The organism is Alteromonas sp. D210916BOD_24, assembly GCF_047159385.1.
Taxonomy (GTDB): Bacteria; Pseudomonadota; Gammaproteobacteria; order Enterobacterales; family Alteromonadaceae; genus Alteromonas.
The window spans coordinates 61,612-87,597 of record NZ_AP038333.1 but is presented as its reverse complement, the minus strand read 5'-3'; the positions used below and the strand labels follow the sequence as shown (position 1 = coordinate 87,597).

Below are 25,986 nucleotides of genomic sequence, written 5' to 3'. Positions count from 1 at the left end.
GACAGTTGCCATAAGAAATTGCTAATTTGAACTTTTATTTATTAGTTAAAGTACACGCTTATGTCAGAAAAAAGTCCTGTAAAAAACGTGAACTTATTTCATTTGAGAGTGTTTTTAACCGTGTGTGAATTACGCTCGGTTTCAAAGGCTGCTCACGAATTAGGCCGCTCTCAACCTGCCATTACACAAGCGGTTAACAGTTTAGAGAAACTGTTCGACACCAAACTGTTTCATCGTACTACCAAAGGCATAACAGTAACAGAAGAGGCAAAAACGCTTGAAAAACGTATCGCCCGCGCCATTGGTTATATGGATAGCTTTTTTGAAAATCTGCTTAAAAATTACAGCAACGTACCGAAAAATGCTGCTCGTCACATAACCATTACTCAACTCAATGCGTTAAAAGCAGTGGCTGAAGCCGGGAGCTTCAGTGCCGGTGCTGCAATCTCTAACAAGGCGAATCCCACTATTCACCGAGCAGCTAGAGACTTAGAGCACTCAGTTAACTTAAGCTTATTTGAAAGAACAAGCTTCGGCGTTAAGCCCACCAAAATGGCACTGCAACTGGCGCAAGTTGCTGGCGTAATGGAACGGGAACTTGAACTAGGCTTAGCTGAACTGGCCCGTATGTCAGACCAAGAAAAGGGCAATACCGCCATTGGCGCCATGCCGATGGCGAGAAGCTATATTATTCCCAAAGCAGCAACCGAGTTTAAAGAGCACTACCCCAGCCACAAAATATCGATTGTAGAAGGCTCGTACGAGTACCTATTACATGATTTGATGCGCGGCAAGCTCGATTTTTTAATAGGGGCAAAACGAAAGCTGCCTGAAGGTATTGGGATAAAAGAAGAGCCTTTGCTGACTGAATCAATTGTATTGCTTATGCCAAAACACCACCCGCTTGCCGAGCAAGACAATTTTGAAGTAGGCGAATTACTCGCGTATCCCTGGATTTTACCGAGGACGTCGTCGCCCTTACGACACAACTACGAAGCCCTTTTCTTGAAAAGTAACCTACCGGAACCCGTTAACGTGATTGAATGTAATTCACTGTCTGCTTCACGGGTTATCCTCGAGAACTCCAACACGCTAATGCTGCTCTCTGAAGCGCAAGCAAGACACGAATTGGTGGCAAATACATTACTCAGCAAACGAATAAAAGGCTTCGAGGCCATACGTACCATCGTTTTACAATATCGAAGCGAAGCGCTTCTCACCACCACTCAGCTAGCGCTTATTAAACATATTAAAAACGTCGCCTTAGGTGAACAACATACAGAATGCTTTTCAGAGTGGTAATAAGCAACCGCTTATTTTTTTCTGAAAACCACCTACCCTTTTTAGCCTTTTCTTATAACTGCTAGGGCATTTTTTATTAGCATTATTATCAACATTATTACAACCTATTCACAACGAGTGAATTATTGTGCCCGTATTAATCTATAATGCAGGCCCCACTGCTGTTCGAGGAAGTACTATGAGTGGAAGTATTGTTGATTCTGTCCGACATCAAATTAACACATCGTCTGTTTCAATTACCCAATTGACGGTGTTTTTTATCGCCTTCATGCTTAACGTCGTGGACGGGTTCGATGTAGTAGCAATGTCAGTAACTATGCCAGCACTAACCGATGACTGGGGAATTAGTGCAACAGAGAAAGGCTATATCCTAAGCGCCGCCCTCATAGGAATGACGCTGGGTGCTATCTACTTAGCGCCACTTGCCGACAAAATAGGTCGCAGAAAAATCTTACTGCTTGCCACTTTGATGATCGGATTATCAATGATTGTGACAGGTTTTATTCCTCCATCAGTAGAGTGGATGATTACTATCAGAGCTATTTCTGGGCTAGGGATCGGGATTATTTTTGCAAGCTCTGCAACAGTAGGCGCCGAGTTTGCACCCGATCGAATTCGCAACCTCGTGGTAACCATTGTTATTATGGGCTATGCATCAGGCGCCACTATTGTCGGTCCAGTCGCCAATATCATCATCAATCACGCGGGCTGGGAAATGGTGTTTGTGTACGGCGGTGTGTTTACGTTACTGATGACAGTGATGATTTATATGTACTTGCCTGAGTCAGTGGAATTTATCGCATCTCAGGCTGGCGATGAAGAAGAAAAAAGATATAAAATCAACAGCATACTCAACAAAATGCGGTGCCCTATTCTTCCCTCTCAGGCCGATATCCGGGTCGAAACCTTAGAAAAAATCTCTGTGACTAGCTTATTTACTTCTGTCTTAAAACGACAAACGGTAGGCGTGTGGGTTATTTATTTCATGGGGTTCATGTCACTGTATTTTCTCATGTCGTGGATCCCAACCTTGTTCGTCAACAACGGTTATGCCAGAGAAGAAGGTATTGCAGCGTTAACCCTTTACAACTTAGGGGCTGTTGCTGGGATAGTGGTCATTGGCCTTATTTCCACAAAAGTAAAACTCGCAAAACCAATCAGCTTTTTCTTTATGGGTTCAGCGGCATTTCTACTTTATGTAGCTTATATGCAACCGCCCTCTATCCTCGCGCTAAATACACTCATCTTTATCATTGGTTTTTTGCTGCAAGGGGCGTTTACTGCCATGTACGCCATGGCCGCTCAGGTGTATCCCGCGCGCATTAGAGCAACAGGTATAGGTTGGGCAGCGGGTTTAGGCAGGGTCGGCGCGATATTATCGCCTATTTTGGCAGGCTACCTGGTGGCAGCTGCATGGGGAATGTACGCCTTATTTGCCCTGTTTGCGTTGCCACTGATCATCAGCGGTCTTATCGTCTATTGGTACCGGCACTAAGCTGGCACCATCAAAGGCGGTGTATAAGGCTGCCTCGTATCCTAGTGAAGAGGAAAGATGTTTAATACAAAAAAATCCCGGTAAGTTCTCACCTAGCGGGATTTTGCATTCAGGTTTACATACTTCGAAACATTGCCTGTTGCTTACTTCAAGCCAATTTAAACCATTACGCAATATCTTCGTAGGGCATTCCTACGTATTGCCGCGCAATAACCTGTTGTCCTTCATAGTGGTTTAAATAAAAGTCGAGTTCAGAGCGCATAAAGCTATCGAACGTAGCTTTTTCCATACCTCCTACTTGTCCTTCATCAAAATCATGCAGCATATTACTCAACCACCAGGAATAGCGCTCGCCATGCCAAACCCGACGCAAGGCAATTTCAGAGTATCTTTCTGGCGCTCGCTTATCGCCTTCTTGATACGCCTTGGTCAACAAGCGATACAAGGTTGCCACATCAGACGCGGCTAAATTCAATCCCTTTGCGCCAGTTGGGGGAACAATATGGGCCGCATCACCCACTAAAAATAAGTTACCCCACTGCATTGGTTCGCAGACAAAGCTGCGCAATGGCGCAATACTTTTTTCTATACTTGGCCCGGTTACCAAACGCTTAGCATAATCTTCGGGAAGGCGGCGTTTAAGTTCTTCCCAAAACGCTTCGTCACTCCAGTCCTCTACTTTGTCACTCAAAGGGACCTGTATGTAGTAGCGTGAGCGAGTAGGTGAGCGCATACTTGCTAACGCAAAACCTCTTTCCGTTTTACAGTAAATGAGTTCATCAGCTACCGGAGGCGTGTCACTCAGTAAGCCCAGCCAACCGAATGGATAGACTCTTTCGTGCTCTGTACGTTTATCCTCAGGAATAGTTTGTCTGGAAACACCATGAAACCCATCACAACCGGCAATATAATCACATTCAATGCGCATTTGCTGTCCATTATTGGTAAACGTGACATAGGGTGTATCAGTGGTGACCTCATGCAAGGCGACGTCAGAAGACTCATAGTAAGTGGTCAACCCGCTTGCTGCCCGCGCCTCCATCAGATCTCTTGTGACTTCTGTCTGTCCATAGCACATTACTGTGCTACCTCCGGTTAGCGCCTTAATATCAATATGAAACTTTTTACCGTAATAACCGATATCAAACCCGTTATGCACTTGCCCTTCGCATTTCATACGTTCGCTGACACCCGCTTCTTCCAACAAACTGACTAAACCTTGCTCTAAAATGCCTGCTCTAATACGGCCCAGTACATACTCCCCTGACACCCGTTCTACAATAATATTATCAATACCCTTTTTACTGAGTAACTGTCCCAACAACAGCCCGGAAGGGCCGCCGCCAATAATGGCAACGTGGGTTTTAATTATTTGAGGTTTGTTTGATTGCGCTTCAGCTAATTGCATTTTTATCTCCAAGGCTCTACTACTTGCTTAGATTATTGCCTTTATAAATGCACTTTATGAATTCACAAACGCGCCAACTTATTGTACTTTTTAATCATGTTAACAGGCTGTGAATGATAAGTGACTGAAACAACGGATATTCCTTTTTACGCGCTTTACGGCGAGGCCTTTGTTCGCTCCGATCCGGGACTTATTCACGTTGAGAGTATTGATTTTCGAAGTCGAGAGCTCAGCTGGAAGATTCATCCCCATCGACATGCAAAGCTAGCACAACTTATTTTTGTGCAAGAAGGCACCTGGCAAGCAGAATTGGACGATCAGACCTATTCTTTAGGTGGCAATTGGATGGTAACCATACCTCCGGGGGTGGTGCACAGTTTTCATTTTTCGCCTAACACCTCTGGCTACGTACTATCCATCGATACCGCGCTTCTTTCTGACCAACACATTCAAGAAGAACTCGGCGATGTACTTCAACAGGTATTTAAGCCTGCTGCGGTGACGTTCAAGAGCGAAGAACAATTGGTACGGTTTACGCGATTACTCTCTTTCCTGCAAGAAGAGCTGCTTATTCTAGAAACCGACCAAAAACGCTATACACTAAACTTGCTAAAACTCATTCTACTTACCGTCGCCCGCCAGATAGCAAAGAACACTGACGACAATACTCCCATGCAAAGGGAGACAAAGATCATGCTCAAGTTTAAGGCGCTTATAGAGCAGTATTATTTAGAACATCGGGGAGTAAAAGATTATGCAGAACAGCTTCATATCTCCGTATCTACCTTATCCCGTTTATGCCATCAAATGTTAGGGGAATCGCCAAAACAAGTCATTTTGCAGCGACTGCTTAACGAAGGACGCCGCAAGCTGATTTACACCCGCTACTCGGTAGAAGATATTGCGTATAGCCTAGGTTATAAAGATCCCGCTTATTTTTGCAGACAATTTAAGCAGAAAGAAGGCCTTTCGCCGGGTGATTTCAGACATAAAAACGCATTTTAAAGTTCGGCACTAATGGTTTTTAAGCGCTCGAGAAATTTGGCTTGTAACGGCGTAGGCTTCCACTGTTTTCTCAATGTGAAGCCAATAGTGCGCTCACTATGCGGTACCAAAAAGTCGCTAAAAGTAAGAATGCCCGCCTGCGCTTCCAAGGTAATTTGCTTGGCTGACAACAAGGCTAAACAATCACTTTTTAATAATAGACTGCGCACTGCGACCAACGAGCTGCATTCAATCACATTGCGCGGCGGCGTCAGACCTTCTGATTTAAACAGAGAATTAAAAATGGTTCTTGTCGGTGTGCCTTCTCGAGGCGCTATCCATTGATACTCCAGCAAAGACTTGTCCAGCGTGGGCTGGTGCAGCAGCGATTGTGCAGGGTGATCAACTCTGGCCACAATTCGCAAACTGTTGTCAAACAAACCAAACTGTTCAACATCATCGCCAGGCAGAGTTTCTCTTAATGCGCCCACGATCACGTCGAGTTGACCGTGCAATAATGCACTTAATTGCTCGTCATAAGGGCCATCAATAATGCTGATTTGCGCACTGGGGAAATCTTTTAACAGAGAGACCACCGTCTCTGGTACGAGTTCACTACGCGCCAGTGGCAAACTGCCCACTGTTAAAGTACCCGCATGAAGACCCGTGAGTTCATTGATCTCTTCTAATCCCTGATTAATTTCAGAGAAAAACAAACTGGCAAATCTCGCCAGCTGCCTGGCGCGCCATGTGGGCTCAACGCCTTTTGGGATCCGTTGGAAAAGGGCCTGTTCACAAAGGTGCTCAAGATCCTTAATGGCCTTGGCAAGCGTAGGTTGAGTAAGATTGAGTTTTACCGCGGCCGCGGTATAACTTTGCAGTTCAGCGACTGCAATCAAGGTAGTGAGCTGACGTGCACTCACTCCGCGAATAAAGCCTTTACTTTTTGTTCTGTCTTGTTCAAACAAGCTAGACGCAAAGCTATTGAGGTAGCTAAAGGCGCGTCTGACTCGCTCTAGAAACAACTCACCCGCAGCATTGGTAAACATGCCACCAGAGCTGCGCTCGAAAATTTTCTCACCAAGCACTGTCTCTAATTTATTAATAGCTTGAGTGAGCGCTGACTGGGATAAATGCACATGCTTAGATGCTTCCGTCATCGTTCCACAGCGTTTAATTTCAAGCGCACAAAGTAAATGCCTAATATTTAACAATGGAGTCACTCCAACTTATAGATTTACACCATTATAGAAAAAATTAATGGACAATAGCCATAAATTAACATTCTTTTTGCAATTCATTCTGCCATAGTTTTGCTATCTGAATGAATGAGAACGTTGTTATGGCAATTTGCGTGACCAATACACCTCGTCCTGAGCACAGTACTATTGAACAGTATCAGGGCACCGATGTGGCTACCGTACATGAAGCACAAGGTCGGAAAGGACTAATGGCGTCTTATATGCGGCCTATCTATCGCCCCTTGAGTATTGCTGGGCCTGCTGTGACCTGCCAAGTGGCACCGGGTGATAATTGGATGATCCACGTTGCGGTTGAGCAATGCCAACCAGGAGATGTACTGGTTGTGACACCTACCAGTGAATGCACTGACGGTTTTTTTGGCGATTTGTTAGCCACATCCCTTAAAGCAAGAGGTGTACGCGGGCTTATTATTGACGGTGGTGTAAGGGATATTGCCACCCTGACAGAAATGAACTTTCCTGTATGGTCTAAGGCCGTGCATGCCCAAGGCACTGTGAAAGAGACGTTATGTGATGTTAACGTACCGGTAGTTTGTGCAGGAGCAGCCGTTAGCCCGGGCGATATTGTAGTAGCAGATGATGATGGCGTGGTAGTCGTTAAGCGTCAGGAAGCCAAAGACGTCCTGACTCACATAGCCAAGCGTTTGGCAAATGAAGAGTCCAAACGACAACGCCTGGCAGCGGGTGAACTGGGACTGGATATTTACAATATGCGTGAGCGTCTTGCTGAAAAGGGGCTAATGTACGTGAAGTACGATGAAGGCAGCCATTCATGATACCCATTCGTGCAAGCTTAATGCGCGGGGGCACATCTAAAGGGTTATTTTTCCTTGCCGAGGACCTACCGCAAGACAGTGCTGCCCGAGACGCAATACTTCTCGCCGCGATGGGCTCCCCCGATGAGCGGCAAATTGATGGTGTTGGTGGCGCGCATCCACTTACCAGTAAAGTGGCCATTGTCGCACCTTCTACCCGTGAAGACGCAGATATTGATTACTTATTTCTTCAAGTTGCCGTCGACAAAGCAGTGGTCTCTGATAGCCAAAACTGTGGGAATCTTTTAGCGGGTGTTGGCCCTTTTGCTATTGAGCAAGGGTTGGTCGTACCCAGTGACAACTACACTGATGTGCGTATTCATATGGTCAATACAGGTACATTGGCAACAGCCCGTGTCCAAACACCTGAAGGTAAAGTGAACTATGAGGGTGACGCTGTCATTGATGGCGTGCCGGGTAGCGCAGCGCCTGTCTATATCGATTTCCTCGACGTAGCTGGTTCTTCTTGCGGTCACCTTTTTCCCACCGGCTCCACTGTCGATTGTATCGATAACACCGCACTGACGTGTATCGACAATGGTATGCCTGTGGTCATTTTACGGGCGCGGGACTTTGGTCTGACAGGACAAGAGTCACCCCAAGCGCTCGAAAACAATAACGAGTTAAAAGCTAAGTTAGAGTCCATCCGACTTAAAGCGGGTGCGCTAATGGGACTGGGTGATGTGAGTAAAAAAACCGTTCCCAAGATGACCTTAGTTTCTGCGCCGGTTAAAGGGGGTGCAATTAACACCCGCACGTTTATCCCCCACCGCGTACATGAGGCTATTGGGGTGCTAGGGTCAGTGAGTGTGGCCACTGCATGTGTGGTAGATGGCACCCTTGCCAATGCGTATTTTGAACAAGCGAAACAATTACCCGACAGCACTGTGTGTCAGTTAGCTGTCGAACATCCAAGCGGGGCATTTTCGGTAGAAATGGATGTCAGGGGCAGAAGCGCAATAGCCAGTTTCTGTGTCAACCGTGCTGCCATATTGAGGACCACCCGCCTGCTTATGCGCGGTGAGGTGATGATTCCCACCAATGCATCACAAAACAGTGATATTTAAGCCTATGAGAGTAAGTACATGATCATCGATTGTCACGGCCATTACACGACGGCACCTGAAGCGTTGCAATTATTTAGAAAGGCGCAACTGGAAGCGTTTGAAGCGGGCAAGGCATTGCCCGAAGTCCCTTCGATCAGCGATGACGAAATTAGAGAAAGTATCGAGAAAAATCAGCTAAAGCTCTTGTTAGAGCGAGGCTCGGATATGACAATATTTTCTCCTCGTGCTTCAGCAATGGCGCATCATATCGGTGACGAACGGGTATCCAAACAGTGGACGTCAGCGTGTAACGACTTGATTAAACGCGTGGTCGATCTTTACCCCCAACACTTTATTGGCGTTTGCCAATTACCTCAATCCCCCGGCGTTTCAATAAAAAATTCGGTGGCTGAGCTTGAGCGCTGTATTAATGACTTGGGCTTTGTGGGCTGTAACCTTAATCCAGACCCCTCAGGAGGCCACTGGACGTCACAGCCACTAACCGACAAAAGTTGGTATCCTTTCTATGAAAAGATGGTGGAATTAGATGTACCGGCAATGATCCATGTATCCGGTTCATGCAATCCCAATTTTCACGCCACTGGTGCCCACTATATGAATGCGGACACCACCGCTTTCATGCAATTTCTAGAGGGCGACTTATTTAAAGACTTTCCTGAGTTGCGTTTTATTATTCCTCACGGAGGTGGCGCCGTTCCCTATCACTGGGGTCGCTATAGAGGGTTAGCTGATATGCTCAAACAACCCCCGCTGAGTGAGCACGTGATGAAAAATGTGTACTTTGACACCTGTGTCTATCACCAACCAGGAATTGACTTATTATTTGATGTCATTGACATCAAGAACATTCTATTTGGTTCTGAAATGATTGGCGCGGTAAGAGGAATAGACCCCCAGACAGGGCATTACTTTGATGATACAAAACGCTATATTGATGCCTTAGCCATATCTGATGAGGATAAAGCCAAGGTGTTTTCCGGCAATGCCAGAGTGGTTTACCCCCGTTTAGATACCAAACTCAAGGAGATGGGAAAGTGAGTCAGTTTACACCCGATGCAGATTGGTTGCACTGGCACTTATCGCCATCAAAACCGGCTTTTAAGGTTCCCGAAGGCGCCGTTGATGCGCACTGCCATGTGTTTGGGCCTGCGGCTCAATTTCCCTTTGCACCGGAAAGAAAATACACCCCCTGTGATGCTTCAAAACACCAACTCTGGGCGTTGCGAGACCATCTTGGTTTCAGCCGTAACGTTATTGTACAGGCTACCTGTCACGGCGCAGACAACCGCGCGATGGTAGACGCATTAGCGTCCTCACAGGGTCTAGCGCGTGGCGTGGCAACGGTGAAGGCGACAATTAGCGATGATGAACTCCATGCCCTGCATAACGCAGGTGTAAGAGGGGTAAGATTTAATTTCGTCAAGCGATTGGTGGATGCCTTGCCCTTTGATGAACTTAATACCATTGCCACGCGGATCAAAAAATTGGGATGGCATATAGTGATTTATTTTGAATCACAGGATCTTCCCGATTTATATGACTTTTTTACGGCATTGCCCACAACAGTGGTGGTGGATCACATGGGGCGGCCTGATGTTACCAAACCCGTTGATGGCCCTGAATTTGCGTTGTTTTTAAAGTTGCTGGAAGAAAATGAACACTTTTGGTCAAAAGTGAGTTGTCCTGAGCGACTTTCCGTAGCAGGCCCCAACAACCATTACGCCGATGTTATTCCCTTTGCGAAAATGGTGGTTGAGCGCTTCCCTGAACGCGTGTTGTGGGGTACAGATTGGCCTCACCCCAATTTGAAGAGCCATATGCCAGATGATGGAGCGTTAGTGGACATGATCCCAAAAATCGCGCCCACCGCTGAACTGCAAAGAAAATTACTCATCGACAACCCCATGCGCCTGTATTGGGCTGACTAGGCGAATATTGGTTGAAAGAACAGGAGAAGATTATGAAAGCGATAATAGTAGGACCTGGCGCCTTCGGTATCAAACACTTAGACGGTTTAAAAAACATTGACGGTGTTGAAGTAACGGGACTTGTCGGTCCCTCTTTAGAAAAAACACAGGCCGTAGCGAAAGAATATGGGATCCCCAATGTATACACTGAACTTAGCGACGCATTAACCAGCGACGCTGACGCGGTGATTTTGTGTACCCCTACTCAAATGCACGCAGCACAGGCTATTCAATGCATGGAAGCCGGTAAGCATGTGCAAGTTGAAATCCCACTGGCAGATAGCTGGGAAGATGCCCAAGCGGTCGTTGATACCCAAAAACGTACCGGTATGATTTGCATGGTGGGTCATACCCGACGCTTTAACCCATCACATCAATGGGTGCATAATCGCATTACTCAAGGAGAATTATCCATTCAGCAGATGGATGTTCAGACCTACTTTTTCCGTCGCAAGAACATTAATGCGAAGGGCGAACCACGGACCTGGACTGATCACTTATTGTGGCATCATGCTGCACACACCGTTGACTTATTTGCCTATCAAGCGGGTTCCCCCATTGTCAAAGCAAACGCTATTCAGGGTCCTATTCATTCTGAGCTGGGAATTGCGATGGATATGTCTATTCAATTACTGGCTCAAAATGGCGCTATCTGTACCTTGTCGCTGTCGTTTAATAATGATGGACCACTGGGTACCTTCTTTAGGTATATCTGCGATAACGGAACCTATATTGCGCGATACGACGATTTAGTTGACGGAAAAGAAACGCCTATTGATGTATCCAAGGTTGATGTCTCTATGAACGGTATTGAATTACAGGACAGAGAGTTTTTTGCTGCCATTAGTGAAAACCGAGAGCCCAATTCAAGTGTTCACAGTGTACTTAACTGCTACAAAGTACTTCATGACTTATCGCAGCAGCTGCCTGCATAAACGCATAGGGATATCATGAAAACGCGACTACTTGCAGGTAAGCACATAAGCGAGATAGGCATGGGCTGTATGAATGTCAGCCATGCCTATTCGGGCAAGCTCAATGAAAAAGACGCGATTGCACTCCTGCGCAGCGCTTTTGACCTCGGTATCAACCACTTTGATACGGCCGCGTTGTACGGGTTTGGTGAAAACGAAAAAATTGTCGGCAATGCCATAAAGCCTTTTCGCGATAAAGTTTTTCTTGCCAGTAAATGCGGTATGACAGGGGTAGACGGTAAACGGGTCATTGATGGACGACCCGAAACACTCAATAAAACCCTTGATTCAGCACTTCAAAGCATGCAAACCGATTTTATCGATCTTTATTATTTGCATAGGATCGACGCCAATATTCCTGTTGAGGAGAGTATTGACGCTTTATCTAAAGCCGTTGCAGCGGGAAAAATAGGGGCAATTGGGCTTAGCGAAGTCAGTGCTGCCACGTTAGCGCGGGCTCATGCTGTACACCCTATTGCGGCAGTGCAAACCGAGTATTCACTATGGACTCGCAATGCTGAAATTGCCGTACTGGATGCATGTAAAATGCGCGGTATTGCCTTTGTGGGTTTCAGTCCTTTGGCTCGTGGTTTTCTTTGCGATACGTTTGCCACCACTGATGAATTGGATGCCGGCGATATCAGGCGGGGAATGCCACGTTTCCAAGGTGAGAACTGGCAACATAACAGGCAGCTATATACACAATTTAGCCTTTTGGCAAAACAAGCGGGCTGTACACCAGCTCAGCTAGCGATAAAGTGGGTACTCACCCAAGGTGACTTCATTCACGCATTACCTGGTACGCGTTTACTTTCCCATTTAAAGGAAAACGTAGCGGCATCATCGCTGGTACTACCCAATGATATTTTGGAAAAAGCTAGTAGCTTAATTAACTATAACACCGTTATGGGGCCGCGTTATCCACCGCTTGCACAATCAGATATTGATACAGAAGAATTTGCATAAAATCTGAGTGACTGGTCAGTCTCGTGGTAACCTGCCCCTTTTGATCTTTGTGGTAATTTATGTGGAGCATTGCCCTTGTAGGTTTAGTCGTCAGCAGAATTAGTGCCACACTCATCAGTGCAATTCTTTCTGTGGCGATAGGATGGCACCTCTATCAAGCGACCGGAAATGCGTTTGACCTGGCACTGGTTGGCCTGGTTCAGATAGTACCCATTATTGTCTTTACCATTCCAGCTGGCTGGGTAGCCGACCACGTACCGCGGCGCACCGTATTACAACTTACTTCACTGTTACAGCTTGGGGTGATCATTGCCATTGCATTGATCATGTCCGCTGAGCAACTTCACACCTGGCAACTGTTTATTGCCTTAGGCTTCCTTGGCACCAGTCGTGCGTTTTTCGCCCCGGCAATTCAATCTGTATTACCCCATATAGTACCTGCAAATCAAATGAACCGCGCAGTGGCGCTGATAAGCTTGGTGTGGAATATAGCGCTTACCGTTGGACCATTTATCGCTGGCGCTCTGCTAGTGTGGTTAGATCATTCTCTATATTGGTCATTGCTCATTTTAAGTGTGATTACACTGACTGGCTTTTATTTACTTCCTTCTATTAACGTTAATACGGGGCGTCAACTAAATATCGATGAGCTTTTGGGTGGCATTAGATATTTAAAGAAAAATCGAACCGTGTTGGGCGCCATTTCAGTTGATATGGCCATAGTGTTAGCAGGCAGTGTCACCGCTATTCTACCTATATTTGTCAGTGATGTATTACACAGCGGGCCAGAAACACTGGGATTACTTAGAGCTATGCCTGCCCTAGGTGCAACAATTGTGGGGACACTGCTGACCAAGCGTAAAAGAAATATCACCAATAATGGCAAGGTGCTATATCTGGCTCTTACCGTTTTCTCCCTGTCGATTTTAGCCTTTGCCTTTGCTCATACAACATGGCTTGCTGCTTTAGCACTATTGATATACGGCGGCGCAGACATGTTTAGCGTGGTGATCCGCGGGACGATTGTGCAACTGCTCACTCCCGATCTACTCAGAGGGCGCGTAAGTGCAGTTAATGCGCTGTTTATTGCCTGTTCCAATGACTTAGGTGATTTTCGAGCGGGGGCAGCTAGCGCGCTTGTGGGAACAGTATACGGCGCAGCAATCGGCGGCGTAATGGCGTTAGGTATAGTAGCGATGAGTGCGAGGATGTTTCCTACCCTTCGACATCTAAAAGAAGTGAAACCGCCAGAAAACTAGTTGACGCATAAATGAACTACGAGTATCCGGCTGGCATATAACCAGCCGCTACTATTCTAGTCTTTTGTGTTGTCTAACACTAAACAACCCGCCCCAGTATTGGAAATAGGCGCGTGATAATGCTTATGAATTACAGCGGCATCGTCTTTTAACGCGCCACGCATCACCAGCCACATGATAGTTTCAATACCTTCTGTGCCCGTTAGATCCATAATTTCACTGTTGCTGAACTGGGTCATCCATTCTGGATCCGTGGCGATTTTGTCCATACATTCTAGGTCAAAATCTACATTGATAATTCCAGCGCGTTCCCCTTGCAGTTGGTGCGACATTCCTCCGGTCCCAAAGATCACCACACGCAAATCTTCAGGATACGATTCTATCGCTTTACCCAGCGCGCGACCTAATTTAAGACAACGTGCAGCGGTAGGTACAGGGTGCTGGACCGTATTGACGGCAAGTGGAATAGTTTGCACAGGCCACTTTTCAAGATCGCCATATAACGCACGCATGGGATTTACAAAGCCATGATCCACTTTCATTTCCTGGCAAGTACAAATATCAAATTCCTGCTCTACTAGCGATTCGGCTAAGTGCCAAGAAAAAGCAGCATTGCCAGTAAACGGCGGTGTTATATGATTCAACCCCCAGCCTTCATCAGCGTTTTCGTAGGTATCTGCACAGCCCAGCGCAAAGGTAGGCACTTTATCTAAAAAGAAATTAAGCCCGTGGTCGTTATATACAATAATCACAACATCTGGATTTGCTTCTTTTAGCCAGGCCTTGGCGGGTTCATAGCCATCAAAAAAACGCTTCCAATACGGCTCCTGCGTAAGCTCCTGGGAAATTGCATTACCTACAGCAGGTATATGTGACGTGGTGATCCCACCGATAATTTTAGCCATTCCAATAATCTCCTCGCTTTGCAATTTTCTCCGACAGCCCTTCCCCTTTTTTAAGCAGATTTTCGATGAAGGCTTCTGTAGTGATCCCCTGAAATTGGGCGCCAGCATCCTGTACACTCACTCCGCGAGGTACAGCCATTTTTGCCAGATAGTAAATATTCGCGCCTGAGCGGATCAGTTTAAGGAAGTCATTGTTTACCACTGCTTCTTTGTACTCGCCTTGTACATCAAACTTGTCGCAATAAGCCGCCGGATCGGCGTCCAGTTCTTTTCGATTTGCGTCATCATTTAGCGAATACAATAACTTATTGATGGCATAGGCAGGATGTGCGCGTTTTCCATCAAACACGTACGTACCAGGTATGTCATCGTAATCTTTCTTTTGCCAGTTCATTAACGGTCTCCTGTGAAAACGTTAATTGCATTATAAGAAGAAAAAGAGCAGTATTAATGGAAATAACATGGCAATAATTGTATATAACAAAGATTTTTAAAAGAATGCTTACATCTAAACGATTAATGCAAATAGATAAGGATGTGACCTTTAACGTCATTCCCTCTTTTTTGTATTGCGAAGCACTTGATGTAAGAAGTGAGCAACACGATTGGAAAATTAAGCCTCACCGGCACGTTAGCCTTTTTCAAATTTTTGTCGTCACCTCTGGCGGGGGAACCGTACAGCTGGATGACGAAATGCACAGCATTGTTGCTCCCGCCGTCGTCTACATTCCAAACAACGTGGTACATGGGTTTACATGGCAAGTAAATTCAAAAGGTTATGTATTGTCAGTGACCTCTGCAGTGATAGGACAACTGGTCAATCAGAAAGATCTTTCAGGACTGGCTAACCGCCCGTTTACCACTCAAGTCAGTGATAGTCGGCTTGCCGATATAGAGCGTTTGTGTCGCGATATTCAGCAAGAAGAGAAATCCGCTGATCGATACAGCGATATGATGCTATTGGCGATTGTACAACGCCTGCTAGTCTGGATATTTCGCAATGTGCCAGTGCGCAGTGCCCATCAATATTTGACTAAACCTGAAAAGAAACTTGCCCAATTTAAATCACTAATTGCAACCCACGGTTACGAGCATCACCTGGTCGGCTGGTATGCCAATCAAATTGGCGTAAGTGGCGCCCACTTGAATCAAATCTGCAAGACCCACGAAAAAAAGAGCGCGCTATCTTTAATTCACGAGTTTTTGCTCGACGAGGCTAAACGCTATCTCATTTTTGCCGATCTGCGCATTTCGGCACTCGCCGATAGGCTAGGCTTTAACGACCCAGCCCATTTCACAAAATTCTTTAAAAACCTCACTGGTGAAACACCCAAAGACTACCGACGAAGATTTAGGTAAGCACTTTGAATGACTGTCTCGCCTAACCAAAAATACGTTCCCACCAGCTCTTTTCTTTCTTGTCGCTTTTCTTTTTAACCGGTCTACCGTTACAGTCTTGTTGTGCTGGCGGCAACACGTCTAAAATAGCAGGAACACTTAAGCTACCCGCACAACCAGCCACCACTACCGCGCCGGTTTTTGTGTCAAAGTGAGCAATCCCCAGTCCTTTCGGAAATCGACGAGATAAGGATTTAGGCGACTGAGATTTCATGTAATTGATAAAGACGGGCAATGCGCCACCTGCACCGGTCAAATTCACCGACTGATTGTCGTCATTACCAACCCATACAGTCACCACATTATTGCGATCAAATCCGCTAAACCAACTGTCGCGATAATCATCGGTAGTGCCCGTTTTTCCTGCCATGTTCACATTGCCAAAATTGGCGCCAATGCGCTTGGCTGTGCCCTCAGTGGTCACTTTATATAAAGCATAATTAATCAGGTATGTGGCGGCTTCGTCTGTGCGTTGAGAGAAAAACTCTGCTTTCTGCCACAGCAGCGCATTGTCAGCAGTGACTACCGAGGTCACCGTATGAAGTGGGATGTAACGACCATCATTGGACAAAGTTTGATACATTTGGTTAGTGTCAAACGGAGTTAACTCAAATGCGCCTAGTGTTAATGAGGGGACTTTCTCGATGGGCGTCGTTACCCCTAAACGCGCGATGGTATCAGCAAGTGCGTCCAAGCCCACTTGCATACCTAAATTAACGGTGGGAATATTCAAAGACTCTGTCAGCCCCTGTAACAAGGGCACTTGACCACGAAACGTTTTATCGTAATTTTGTGGTGTCCACTGCTGTCCGTTTTTACTCTTAAGTGTAATGGGTTCGTCTTTAAGCGGCGTGGCTAAATTAAATTCTGTAGGATCTTCAAGTGCCGTCAAGTATACAGCGGGCTTGATAAGCGAGCCGATAGGACGTTTAGCATCTAATGCGCGATTAAAGCCCTTAAAGGCGTAATCTCTTCCACCTACTATAGCGCGCACCTCACCTCTCGCACTTTCAGTAACCACCATTGCCCCCTGAAGCGCCGCTTTTCTGTCTTTTTGCAGACCATTTAGTGTATTTGCCAACGCTGTTTCTGCACGACGCTGCGCCACGATATCAAGTGTAGTGAAAACCTTTACACCTGAGTCGCGTAGACTGGGCTCGGCCAGTATTTCATCAAGCTCACGCCGAACCTGTTCCATAAACGCCGGGTGTTTGCCGCTTGCGAGGCTTGCACCGCTTGCCAACCCAAGAGGCATATTTACATAGCGCTCGTATTGCTCTCGATTAATTTCATTCTCGTCGAACAACATGCGCAGCACCAGATCCCGTCTCTCTTTTGTACGCGTTGCAAATTTTCGCGGATTGTAAAAAGAAGGTCCTTTGATAATTGCCACGAGCGTGGCGATTTCAGGTGGGCTTAATTCGTTTGCCGGGCGGTCAAAGTAAAAGTAGCTAGCTAGACCGAAACCATGAACTGCCATACTCCCGTTTTGCCCTAGGAAGACCTCATTCATATAAGCCTCAATAATTTCAGACTTACTGTAACGGGCATCAATAATAACTGCCATGAGCGCTTCTTTGGCCTTTCGCACAATGGAGCGCTCACGGGTTAAAAACATATTCTTAACCAATTGCTGAGTCAGGGTACTCCCCCCTTGGACTGTGCGACCTGCGGCAATATTGGCCATCAGCGCCCGTAAAATAGAAAGCGGCGCAACACCGTGGTGGTTATAAAAGTTTCTGTCTTCGACTAACGTCAACGCTTTAGGCAATAAATCGGGGATGGTATCCAGCGTAACTAACATACGATCTTCATGTGACCCACTGGTCATCCGTGTCACTAACCAAGGCTCTAGCTTTACTGTTCCAAACGGCCGGTCTTGAGATTTGTCATAAATTTCACCAATTCGTGCGCCATTCCAAGTAATGACAAGGTGTCTAAGTGGCTCTGCCCCCTCTGGAAATTGAAATGCACGGCGTTGTATATTCAACACGCGATTTTGATAACTATATTCACCACTGTTATTGGCAAATGCTACTTTGCGATACCCAAGTAAATTCAGTTCATCAATCACTTCCTGAGGCGTAATTTCTTCCCCTTTACTTATCTCAAGCGGCCTGGCAAATATTTGTGCAGGCACTTCCCACTTATTGCCAGAGAACGCATGCTTGATCTGGGCATCCAAGTAAAATGCATAAGCGCCAATAAGCACAAATCCAATGAGGCACAAACGCCAAAACAGCTTCATAAACCATTTGCGCTTACCGCCCTCTTTTTTAGAAGGTGTCGATTTAGTAGATTTAGTCTTAGCGGAAGAAGAATCTTTAGATAATTTTTTTGCCACGAGAAAACGCCATGAAGAACATAAGAATGAATACGCACTACTTGCAATGAAATCTGATAAAAGTGCCTTATACGTGCCAACATTACCACTGGGACAGATTTGCAACAACTCTTAAGCGGTAAGTGCCTACACAAACCATATTTCTAGATAAGAAGCGACGTTATGTCACTTATCTCAATATAGGTTTGTATTAATCAATGAATTTTACTCGCGTTTAATAGTCACAATGCGATAGCATGCAAATGGTTACTTTTTTTGGTGTGCCTATTTTTTACTGCTTTACACCTATCGATGAGCAGGGCGATTGATCCCAGTAACCCTATCAGTAATACAGGAATATACTATGCGTTTAGCTTCTTTTCGGTCTTCTCTTTTGTCCCGGCTTTCACTTAATCCCTTTACTCTAGGTGCGTCATTATCCCTGCTTGCGGGAAGTGTTTTCGCTAATCCCGTATTGGCCAATGATACGTTCGCACAATGCACCGCACATCTCGCGGACAAAGCTAAACAAGAAGGTGTCAGTCAAGCCACTATCGATCACATTTTCCCCCACCTTGTTCATCAAGATAGAGTGATTGAGCTCGACAGAAGCCAACCTGAGTTCGTACAAACCTTTCCCGGCTACTTTAGTAAAAGGGTGACAGACTGGCGTACCGACAAAGGGAAGGCCATGTATGCCAAACACAAAGATTTACTGCACAAGCTTAGTAACACCTATGGGGTGCCTCCCCACTACCTTCTTGCCTTTTGGGGTTTAGAGACTAATTTTGGTAGCTACAAGGGTAAGATGCCTGTACTCGATTCATTGGCCACACTCGCATGTGATAAGCGACGCAGTACCTACTTTACTCAAGAGTTTTTAGTTGCCGTGAAATTACTCGAGCGAGAAAAACTTACCCGTCAAGAGATGATTGGCTCGTGGGCCGGTGCAATGGGTCATACTCAATTTATGCCATCAGCCTATACCCACTATGCTATCGATGGTGACGGTGATGGCCAGGTTAACCTATGGGCGAGTGAAGAAGACGCACTGTCATCCGCGGCTAACTTTTTGGCCAATTTAGGCTGGGAGCGCGGTTTTCGCTGGGGTCGAGAAGTCCAACTACCAGCAGATTTCAATTATCAGGAATCTGGCTACAAAAATCGCCAACCCTTAACACAGTGGAATAAACAAGGGCTCAAAAAGGCCAATGGTGATTCACTCGGTGACGGTGAAACACAGGCTTATGTGATTGTGCCAGCCGGTCACGAAGGCCCTGCGTTTATCGCATATCACAATTTTCGCGTGATCATGCGTTGGAATAACTCTGAGTTTTATGCCATTGCTGTGGGCGTGCTTGCAGATCGCATCGCGGGCGCATCAGGCATTAAAGCCCCACTTCCAGACTTACCCGCATACAGTCGCAAAGATATCATTGCACTTCAAAGCAAACTCAACGAACTTGGCTTCGATGTGGGTAAGCCAGATGGAATTATTGGTCCGGCCACCCGCGAAGGCATTCGAAATTATCAAATTGCCAACAACATGATTGCCGATGGCTTTCCGGGCCTTGAAGTCATGGCCGCACTGGATGTGAATTTAGAAAAAGACAAAGCGTAACAGCTCCCTCTAGAGCCTGATGAGTCATGCTGTGCTTTGTTGTACTGGTTAAACAAAACAGGTAGATGAAGAACCCGTAGTTCTAGCATTACATGTGTTTTTTCGTCTTACTGGTGGGTAGCGCATTGGCCGGATCATCCGGCCAAAAGTGAATCGCAGTAATCCAACCACCCACCTGTTGACAACTACATTTATCAATATAAATCATAGTATTGGAATAATTTAAAAATTAACCTGTTGACAAGAAATAATATTCCAATCTGTTGACAGATGTTGAATCAAACCATCTCACCGTTGATTTTTATCCTTAATAGATCGCCCAGCTAATTCTTTAAGTGGCTCTGTCGGCCAACGATGTTTAGGGTAGTTGGAACGCATTTCTTTTGCGACATCAAAGTATGAAGAACTCCAAAACTGGCCAATGTCGCTGGTAATCTGAATTGGACGTCTCGCTGGTGATAGCAACTCAAATCTGAGGTTTACTTTACCCGCTAGCTTTGGTGAATTCAGTTCCCCAAACATCTCCTGAAGAATGATTGATACCGTTGGTCCTTGAGAAGAATCGTAATCGATTTTGATCCTCTTACCACTGGGCGCTTGGTAAAATTCAGGTGCCTCATTGTCGAGCTTAGACGACTCATCCCAAGAAACCACTGACTTAATTAGCGGAAAAATATCTACACTCTTCAAGTCCTGTAGCTTTTTGACTTTACCTATGTATGGAAGAAGCCATTCATCGGCTTTGTCGAAGATGCTTTGCTTTGTGAATGTAGGAAAATCTTCGTCTACACTACCTAACCAAATCAGCCGCTTGGTCCATGATTCACAGATATCTGTCCAGTTAAGTAGGGATTCCCCCTTTGTTTTAAGCTGTTCGTGAATAGTATCAGCGACGAAGGAACTATCAGCTTCCCCTTTTTCAAGCATCTCCAGTTTAATGCTTTGGTAGTTGAGTGTACGCTCGCTAAAAAACCTTCCGGTATCAGCCTCAAATACATTTCTCTGAACAACTTTAAAGGATGTTTCAAAAACCGATTTTAGCGTGCTCATGTCGATGGGTATGGCACTAAAAACAAGTCCTTCCCTATCTCTAAGATCGCAATTCGTAACAACAAGCAATCGGTATCTACAAAGTGGGTCATGTTCCCGGAGGCTCACTCCTTTGCCATTGGCTAATTGGTATCGGTTCGAGTTCTTTGATCTCTGGATGGCCAGTCTCTCTGGAAACGCAAAGAGTACAAGGCAAGCAATCACGGCCATTTGGTCAAGTTGTGCATCAAGAGCATCCTTAACTTCACAAAAGGTCATTCTCCCTACCTTCTGCCTCAAAGTCCGTTCAAGCTCTTTGGCGGCCTTAACAGAAGACATACTGACATTGGACCCCAGACCTTTGAGTTCTGAAAGCGACTGCTCCATCAAATTGTACCGAAGCATCAAATCAACAGAGTCACTTGATATCAATAAATCCCTTTCGGAAAGAATGGCTGCTAAGCGGCACGCAATATCTCTGTGTTCTTGTGTTCTGGTCACCGCTATCATTTTTGCGAGCCTGACCGGAAGGCCAAGCTCGGAGACTTCTTTACCGAGGTTTGTAATAGTGCCTGTCGCGGAAAACAAATCGAGAGACTTCAGTAGATCCACTGCTGAATCGAAATGCGCTTTTGGAGGTTCTGTTATCCAATCAATTTCACTAAAATTTGGATTTCCCCATTTCGCCAATTGAACAACAACGTCTGTTAAATCGGCATTTAGGATAGCTGCCGAATGGTACTTTTCAAAAGAAGTACTTTCGCTTTCGCTCCATAATCGGATGCATTTTCCTTCCTGAACCCTGCCCGCACGGCCCTTACGTTGCTCAGCGGATGCCAGAGAAATCTTCTTGGTTACCAAACGGCTCATGCCAGAGTTTGGGTCATATACAAGCGCTCTTTCTAAGCCAGAATCAACTACTCCTGTGATGCTTGGAATTGTAAGGCTGGTTTCAGCAATATTCGTGGAAAAGACGACTTTGCGCTTACCCGATGGCGAGTTCTGAAGGACCAGTTGCTGGTCCTTCAGGGGTAAAGATCCATGCAAAGCTAATACTTCTATCTTATTCAAATCCAAACTGTCTTTTGCCACATCAACACATTTATTTATATCTCTGATACCCGGCAAGAACACCAATACATCACCCGTTGTTTGGCCAATGAGCGTTCTCACCGCAGATACTGCAACTGACTCCAAAGGCTTGCGTTTAAAACCCTGATATTCAAGGTCTACAGGGAACGCCCTCCCTTTGACCGAAATGGTTTGAGTGTTTTGCAAATAGCTTTCTAACATGCCTGCATCTATCGTTGCTGACATAACAAAAAGTATCAGATCATCGCGCAGGCTTTCCTGTACTTCTTTAGCAAGCATTAATGAGAGGTCAGCATGAAGTGAACGTTCGTGGAATTCGTCAAAAATGATCAGGCCTATCCCGCTAAGTTCAGGATCACTCTGGATCATCTGGGTTAAGACGCCTTCTGTAACGATCTCTAGTTTTGTATTCGCGCTAACGTTGGTCTCACTCCGTATCCGGTAGCCAACGGTCTGACCAACATCTTCACCGAGCGACTTTGCTAAGAAATACGCTATTGATTTTGCAGCTACCCTTCTTGGCTGCAACATGATGATTTTCTTCTCATCAAAGATATTTTCTTTGATTATCTCAAGTGGCACTACAGTTGATTTACCTGCGCCGGGTTCTGCTTGAAGAATTACGTTTTGGCCATTTCTCAAGGCAACATTGATACGTTCTACTACTTCGAAAATTGGCAGGTTATGAATGTTCACGGGGCAACAATAGATGGGGAAAAATTAGTAAAATGAGTGTCTATTCTACACATTTTGATCTGACAGATCTTTTTTAAAAGGGCGGTAATTAGTTCATGTCTGAAATTTGAGCTAATGACGATTATATAACCCATCAAGCTGAGGAAGAGAGAGGAAGTACGACGGCTGCGCATTGCTAATTTTCCCTGCGCTATTTTGCCGCAACGCAGTCTGTACCAAGATGCATAGTTTCTCAGCTCTTGTAATTCCAACATAGTGTAGGTTGGTTTCCTGTTCAAGGTCAGGATATATAGGATTGTTGTAATCCCTTGAAAATTCGCGATATGGAAACACCCACTCCTCTAGCCCGAAATGGATAACTACATCAAACTCCAGCCCCTTAGACTTGTGTAATGTCATTACCTGAACTTCGCCTTCGTTCTCTGGGCGAAACATCTTCAGGATGGATTCTGATGTTTGAATTGTCTTCGTCGCTTCAATAGTTTCTACTTTAACTGGCAAACCAATCTCGCCAGCTAACAACAGAGCTGTTTCTAAAAACTCTTCATCACTTTTTTGTCGAATAGACTTTATGAATTGGAGTACAACACTTTGCTCTTTGCCACTCAGAAAATACCTGACTGAAATCGAGTCCAAAACAGTTTGGGCGGATTGTATTGCACCATGTTTATAACTTAATAACTCTGAAAATAAATCGGAGCAATCAGCGCCGATGTCGTCTAGAGGGGTGTCTGACACTAGCCTGTAGTCACATGTAAGACCTTCGCAAACGCTATTCAAAACCCTCGCAGTTCTGGCCAAAATTGCAACTTTAGAAGGCCCTGCAATTTTCTCTTCTCGAACCCACCTCATAATCCATTCTGAAACCTTGTTTGCAGCGTCAAAAGGCAATCCGTCCAATACATAACGTGCCACCCTAATATTGTCTGTATCCAATAGATCGCAATCAGGATCTAATAGGCGATTTGCATAGTTTGTAATAGATGGATGACAACGATGATTCTTGTCTAGATGAATGTGCTTGAAATCCGGCGACTTAATAAGGCTGTCTAAAAGTTCTGGACGGCTACCTCGAAAGCGAAAAATTGATTGATCAGTATCACCCACTGCTGTGGCTACTAAACCAAGATCCTTCAGTGTCAAAAACAGTCCATGCTGTGCTAACGAGCTATCTTGATACTCATCCATAAAAACATGAGTATATTTGGCAGAAATATAATTCTGCGCAGCAACTGACTCCCTAAGAATAAACACAGCAAGCGCAGAAAAAGAGGACATCCACAGCGTGTTTTGCAAATATAACTGTTTGAACCCAACATCATTATCCAGCTCTTGGATATTCGGTGAATTATATTTTCTCTCAAACAGTGCGGCTTGATCATCGCTGAGCCTTTTAACTACTGCGCATTTTTTAGAGTTACTTCCCCAAAGCCTCGAAAGAAAAGGAACAATCAACTCCTGATAACAAAAGCTATCTATGGTTCCAAAGAAGCTGCTCTTTAAATCTTTTGCGTTTGAACTACACCGCTTTTTCAACTCTGCACTAGCTTTCTTTGTAAAAGTTATTCCGATAACGCCTTGATACTTATGATTCAAAGTCAAAACATCACTAATTTTTTCTGACATAACGGTAGTTTTTCCGCTACCGGGACATGCTGTTACAACCAGTGAATCAGGATACGCAATTGCCTGCTTTTGCTGTTCTGTTGGGTTAAAAGGCATCAGTCTATCGCTACCAGTTCCACAAGCGCGAGAAGTGGTTTGGCTAACTGACCTCCAGATATACCTTTCAAGTCTTGAGAAATGTCTTTCAAAAGCTCTCTCATATGAAGTGCTTTTTTATCCTGAAGATGCTTAATCGCAGATTCATCTGTTTTCTTCCCAAGCGCTGTTAATACTTTTTTCCCCAGTTCTTCTACTAAATCAGTTTCCAGATCGATTCGTGCCAAGAAAATGTCATCTTGCTCTACGTGTTCCGCTACTTCCTGCCACAAACCGTTCTCTAAAGTATCCTTTGCTATAACTTCTTTGTCTGAGTGTTCTTCCGGGTCGTCCCCCATAATTGCCAAGCACCGATTCATCCCCGCGTACTGCCATTCGTTCTTGTTGGGAACTTTTGAAACATCATTATCGGTTCTCAATACCCACGGTATTTCTAAAGCATCCAAAATTTTCACATAAACTTTGAAAGAAATGCCGTTTACACAAAGAATGGACAGGTTCAGGTAATCCAAATCTATGTCAAGTGATTTAGCAAGAGCATGGTAGAGCAATTCTTCTGAAGGACCTTCAACCAACAATACGCCACTCGAAAAAAATGCTTCCGCCGGAATGATGCTCATGCGATAACTCATATCTTCAAACCCCTGCTCAATGCAATCTGAGCAACCACCACTGGCAGCAACCGTTGAGTTATCCTTACTTAGCAATCTGATAATTGAGTCAGGCTTAAAGTTTGCTGCTATTCGAGGGGAATGGGTCGATATTATCGTTTGACCCGGCAGTTCATTGATCAAGTAGTTGGTCATTCGACCTTGCTGATGAGGATGTAAGTGCGCTTCGGGTTCTTCTACCACGTAAAAGACTACTTCGTGGTCTACAGCATGCTCCCTTGTGCTCTTCGCTTTCCAAAGAGCTAATAATATCTGATTATTTCTGCCGTCTCCTCCAAGGGTCACGGAGGAGCCATCAGTACTCGCTCCTAACTTCAACCTATCGACAAAATCACTCACCTGTATGGCACCTGTATCCAATTGCACATTGTAATTGAGGTGTTGATTGGATAGCTTTTTTAGTTCGGTATTGACCTCTGACGTCGCTTGGTCAACATAGACAAGTTGAGAAACCTTTTCGTTTAAATCCAGCAAATCCTGACTAATTTCATCCATTAACTCTTTGTCTCCTTCGAGTTGCTGTTCAGACAAAGAGGCAAAAGAAGTTTTAAGCAATTTCCGCTTTTCTTTTGCAATGTACTTTTCTAAATCTCTTTGTGATTCCATGTAGTTGAGATTCACGTACCGCAAGTAAAACCGACTATTTACCTCTTCAAGTTGGTCTATTTGATGTCCAATGAATAGACGATAACTCAAATCAGACAAATGGGCATTGTACTGAAAAATACACTCCCCCTCATCGCTGACAGCCCCCTTAAGTACTGACAGTACGGCGTCCTCAGTTACATTCTTAAAATAAATTGTTATTACTATTTCGTTGCAGGATGCAACTTTGCTCGTATAAAAATCAGTTTCTGTAGGCTCAATATCGGCCTCGGATAAATTTTTATCTAACAGAATTCGCAGAGCATGGAGAAGGTTACTTTTTCCGACATCATTGGCCCCTATCAATAGACTATCGGATCGGAAGTTAACGGATACATTCTTAAAATTTCTATAACCACTTAGGTCAACTTTACTTATTTCCATT

Annotated in this window: 20 protein-coding genes; 12 read left to right on the top strand and 8 right to left on the bottom strand. The window is 45.1% G+C overall.

All coding sequences use genetic code 11. The annotated features are described in order from the left end of the window. Window positions 1–60: 60 nt before the first annotated feature. A complete protein-coding gene (locus tag ACMCM8_RS00390; RefSeq protein ID WP_412724350.1) occupies window positions 61–1,302 on the top strand; it encodes a LysR family transcriptional regulator in 1,242 nt (413 codons plus the stop codon). A gap of 178 nt (window positions 1,303–1,480) precedes the next feature. Then, window positions 1,481–2,797, top strand: coding sequence for an MFS transporter (locus tag ACMCM8_RS00385; RefSeq protein WP_412724348.1), 1,317 nt, complete (start codon window positions 1,481–1,483; stop codon window positions 2,795–2,797). Between the two features lie 166 nt (window positions 2,798–2,963). Here the strand turns inward: ACMCM8_RS00385 and pobA are convergent, their stop codons facing one another. Beyond that, on the bottom strand, window positions 2,964–4,205 hold the full coding sequence (gene pobA, locus ACMCM8_RS00380) for a 4-hydroxybenzoate 3-monooxygenase (RefSeq protein ID WP_412724346.1): 1,242 nt from the start codon (window positions 4,203–4,205) through the stop codon (window positions 2,964–2,966). A 120-nt stretch (window positions 4,206–4,325) separates the two neighbouring features. On the opposite strand from pobA, the gene ACMCM8_RS00375 reads away from it, so the two are divergent. Then, window positions 4,326–5,210, top strand: coding sequence for a helix-turn-helix domain-containing protein (locus ACMCM8_RS00375; RefSeq protein ID WP_412724344.1), 885 nt, complete (start codon window positions 4,326–4,328; stop codon window positions 5,208–5,210). Here the strand turns inward: ACMCM8_RS00375 and ACMCM8_RS00370 are convergent. Then, the gene (locus ACMCM8_RS00370) at window positions 5,207–6,412 is read right to left on the bottom strand and encodes a LysR family transcriptional regulator (protein WP_412724342.1); all 1,206 of its coding nucleotides are present in this window, start codon (window positions 6,410–6,412) and stop codon (window positions 5,207–5,209) included. The genes ACMCM8_RS00375 and ACMCM8_RS00370 overlap by 4 nt on opposite strands. Window positions 6,413–6,531: 119 nt before the next feature. On the opposite strand from ACMCM8_RS00370, the gene ACMCM8_RS00365 reads away from it, so the two are divergent. Genes ACMCM8_RS00365 through ACMCM8_RS00335 form a run of 7 tightly spaced genes read left to right on the top strand, consistent with a single transcriptional unit; the run spans window position 6,532 to window position 13,499 of the window. Next, window positions 6,532–7,227, top strand: a complete 696-nt coding sequence (locus tag ACMCM8_RS00365; protein ID WP_412724340.1) for a 4-carboxy-4-hydroxy-2-oxoadipate aldolase/oxaloacetate decarboxylase — start codon at window positions 6,532–6,534, stop codon at window positions 7,225–7,227. Beyond that, entirely contained in the window at window positions 7,224–8,333 is a 1,110-nt protein-coding gene (locus ACMCM8_RS00360; RefSeq protein WP_412724338.1) for a 4-oxalomesaconate tautomerase, read from the top strand. Before ACMCM8_RS00365 ends, ACMCM8_RS00360 begins: the two co-directional genes overlap by 4 nt. 18 nt (window positions 8,334–8,351) lie before the next feature. Next, a complete protein-coding gene (locus ACMCM8_RS00355; RefSeq protein WP_412724336.1) occupies window positions 8,352–9,371 on the top strand; it encodes an amidohydrolase family protein in 1,020 nt (339 codons plus the stop codon). Further along, a complete protein-coding gene (locus ACMCM8_RS00350; protein ID WP_412724334.1) occupies window positions 9,368–10,261 on the top strand; it encodes an amidohydrolase family protein in 894 nt (297 codons plus the stop codon). The genes ACMCM8_RS00355 and ACMCM8_RS00350 overlap by 4 nt, the downstream gene beginning before the upstream one ends. A 32-nt stretch (window positions 10,262–10,293) precedes the next feature. Continuing rightward, window positions 10,294–11,235, top strand: coding sequence for a Gfo/Idh/MocA family oxidoreductase (locus ACMCM8_RS00345; RefSeq protein WP_412724332.1), 942 nt, complete (start codon window positions 10,294–10,296; stop codon window positions 11,233–11,235). A gap of 15 nt (window positions 11,236–11,250) precedes the next feature. Then, a complete protein-coding gene (locus tag ACMCM8_RS00340) occupies window positions 11,251–12,240 on the top strand; it encodes an aldo/keto reductase (protein WP_412724330.1) in 990 nt (329 codons plus the stop codon). 59 nt (window positions 12,241–12,299) lie between these two features. Then, window positions 12,300–13,499, top strand: a complete 1,200-nt coding sequence (locus ACMCM8_RS00335) for an MFS transporter (protein WP_412724328.1) — start codon at window positions 12,300–12,302, stop codon at window positions 13,497–13,499. A gap of 56 nt (window positions 13,500–13,555) precedes the next feature. Here ACMCM8_RS00335 and ACMCM8_RS00330 read toward each other — a convergent pair whose 3' ends face one another. After that, window positions 13,556–14,404, bottom strand: a complete 849-nt coding sequence (locus tag ACMCM8_RS00330) for a class III extradiol dioxygenase family protein (RefSeq protein ID WP_412724326.1) — start codon at window positions 14,402–14,404, stop codon at window positions 13,556–13,558. After that, window positions 14,397–14,798 (bottom strand): hypothetical protein, encoded by a 402-nt coding sequence (locus ACMCM8_RS00325; protein WP_412724324.1) that lies wholly within the window; start codon window positions 14,796–14,798, stop codon window positions 14,397–14,399. Before ACMCM8_RS00325 ends, ACMCM8_RS00330 begins: the two co-directional genes overlap by 8 nt. 104 nt (window positions 14,799–14,902) lie before the next feature. Between ACMCM8_RS00325 and ACMCM8_RS00320 the strand changes: the two genes are divergently transcribed. Then, the gene (locus ACMCM8_RS00320) at window positions 14,903–15,763 is read left to right on the top strand and encodes a helix-turn-helix domain-containing protein (RefSeq protein WP_412724322.1); all 861 of its coding nucleotides are present in this window, start codon (window positions 14,903–14,905) and stop codon (window positions 15,761–15,763) included. Window positions 15,764–15,785: 22 nt separating this feature from the next. Here the strand turns inward: ACMCM8_RS00320 and mrcB are convergent, their stop codons facing one another. Further along, the gene (gene mrcB / locus ACMCM8_RS00315) at window positions 15,786–18,146 is read right to left on the bottom strand and encodes a penicillin-binding protein 1B (protein ID WP_412724320.1); all 2,361 of its coding nucleotides are present in this window, start codon (window positions 18,144–18,146) and stop codon (window positions 15,786–15,788) included. A 343-nt stretch (window positions 18,147–18,489) separates the two neighbouring features. On the opposite strand from mrcB, the gene ACMCM8_RS00310 reads away from it, so the two are divergent. Further along, window positions 18,490–19,746, top strand: coding sequence for a lytic murein transglycosylase (locus tag ACMCM8_RS00310; protein WP_412724318.1), 1,257 nt, complete (start codon window positions 18,490–18,492; stop codon window positions 19,744–19,746). Between the two features lie 288 nt (window positions 19,747–20,034). Here ACMCM8_RS00310 and hrpB read toward each other — a convergent pair whose 3' ends face one another. The 3 genes from hrpB to ACMCM8_RS00295 all read right to left on the bottom strand — a co-directional run bounded on the left by hrpB (window position 20,035) and on the right by ACMCM8_RS00295 (window position 25,985). Further along, complete coding sequence (gene hrpB / locus ACMCM8_RS00305) at window positions 20,035–22,563, bottom strand: ATP-dependent helicase HrpB (protein ID WP_412724316.1); 2,529 nt, start codon at window positions 22,561–22,563, stop codon at window positions 20,035–20,037. A 111-nt stretch (window positions 22,564–22,674) separates the two neighbouring features. Then, the gene (locus tag ACMCM8_RS00300; RefSeq protein ID WP_412724314.1) at window positions 22,675–24,285 is read right to left on the bottom strand and encodes a UvrD-helicase domain-containing protein; all 1,611 of its coding nucleotides are present in this window, start codon (window positions 24,283–24,285) and stop codon (window positions 22,675–22,677) included. Next, window positions 24,285–25,985: an ATP-dependent nuclease gene (locus ACMCM8_RS00295; RefSeq protein ID WP_412724310.1), complete on the bottom strand. Its 1,701-nt coding sequence runs from the start codon at window positions 25,983–25,985 to the stop codon at window positions 24,285–24,287. The genes ACMCM8_RS00300 and ACMCM8_RS00295 overlap by 1 nt, the downstream gene beginning before the upstream one ends. Between the last annotated feature and the right edge of the window lies 1 nt (window position 25,986).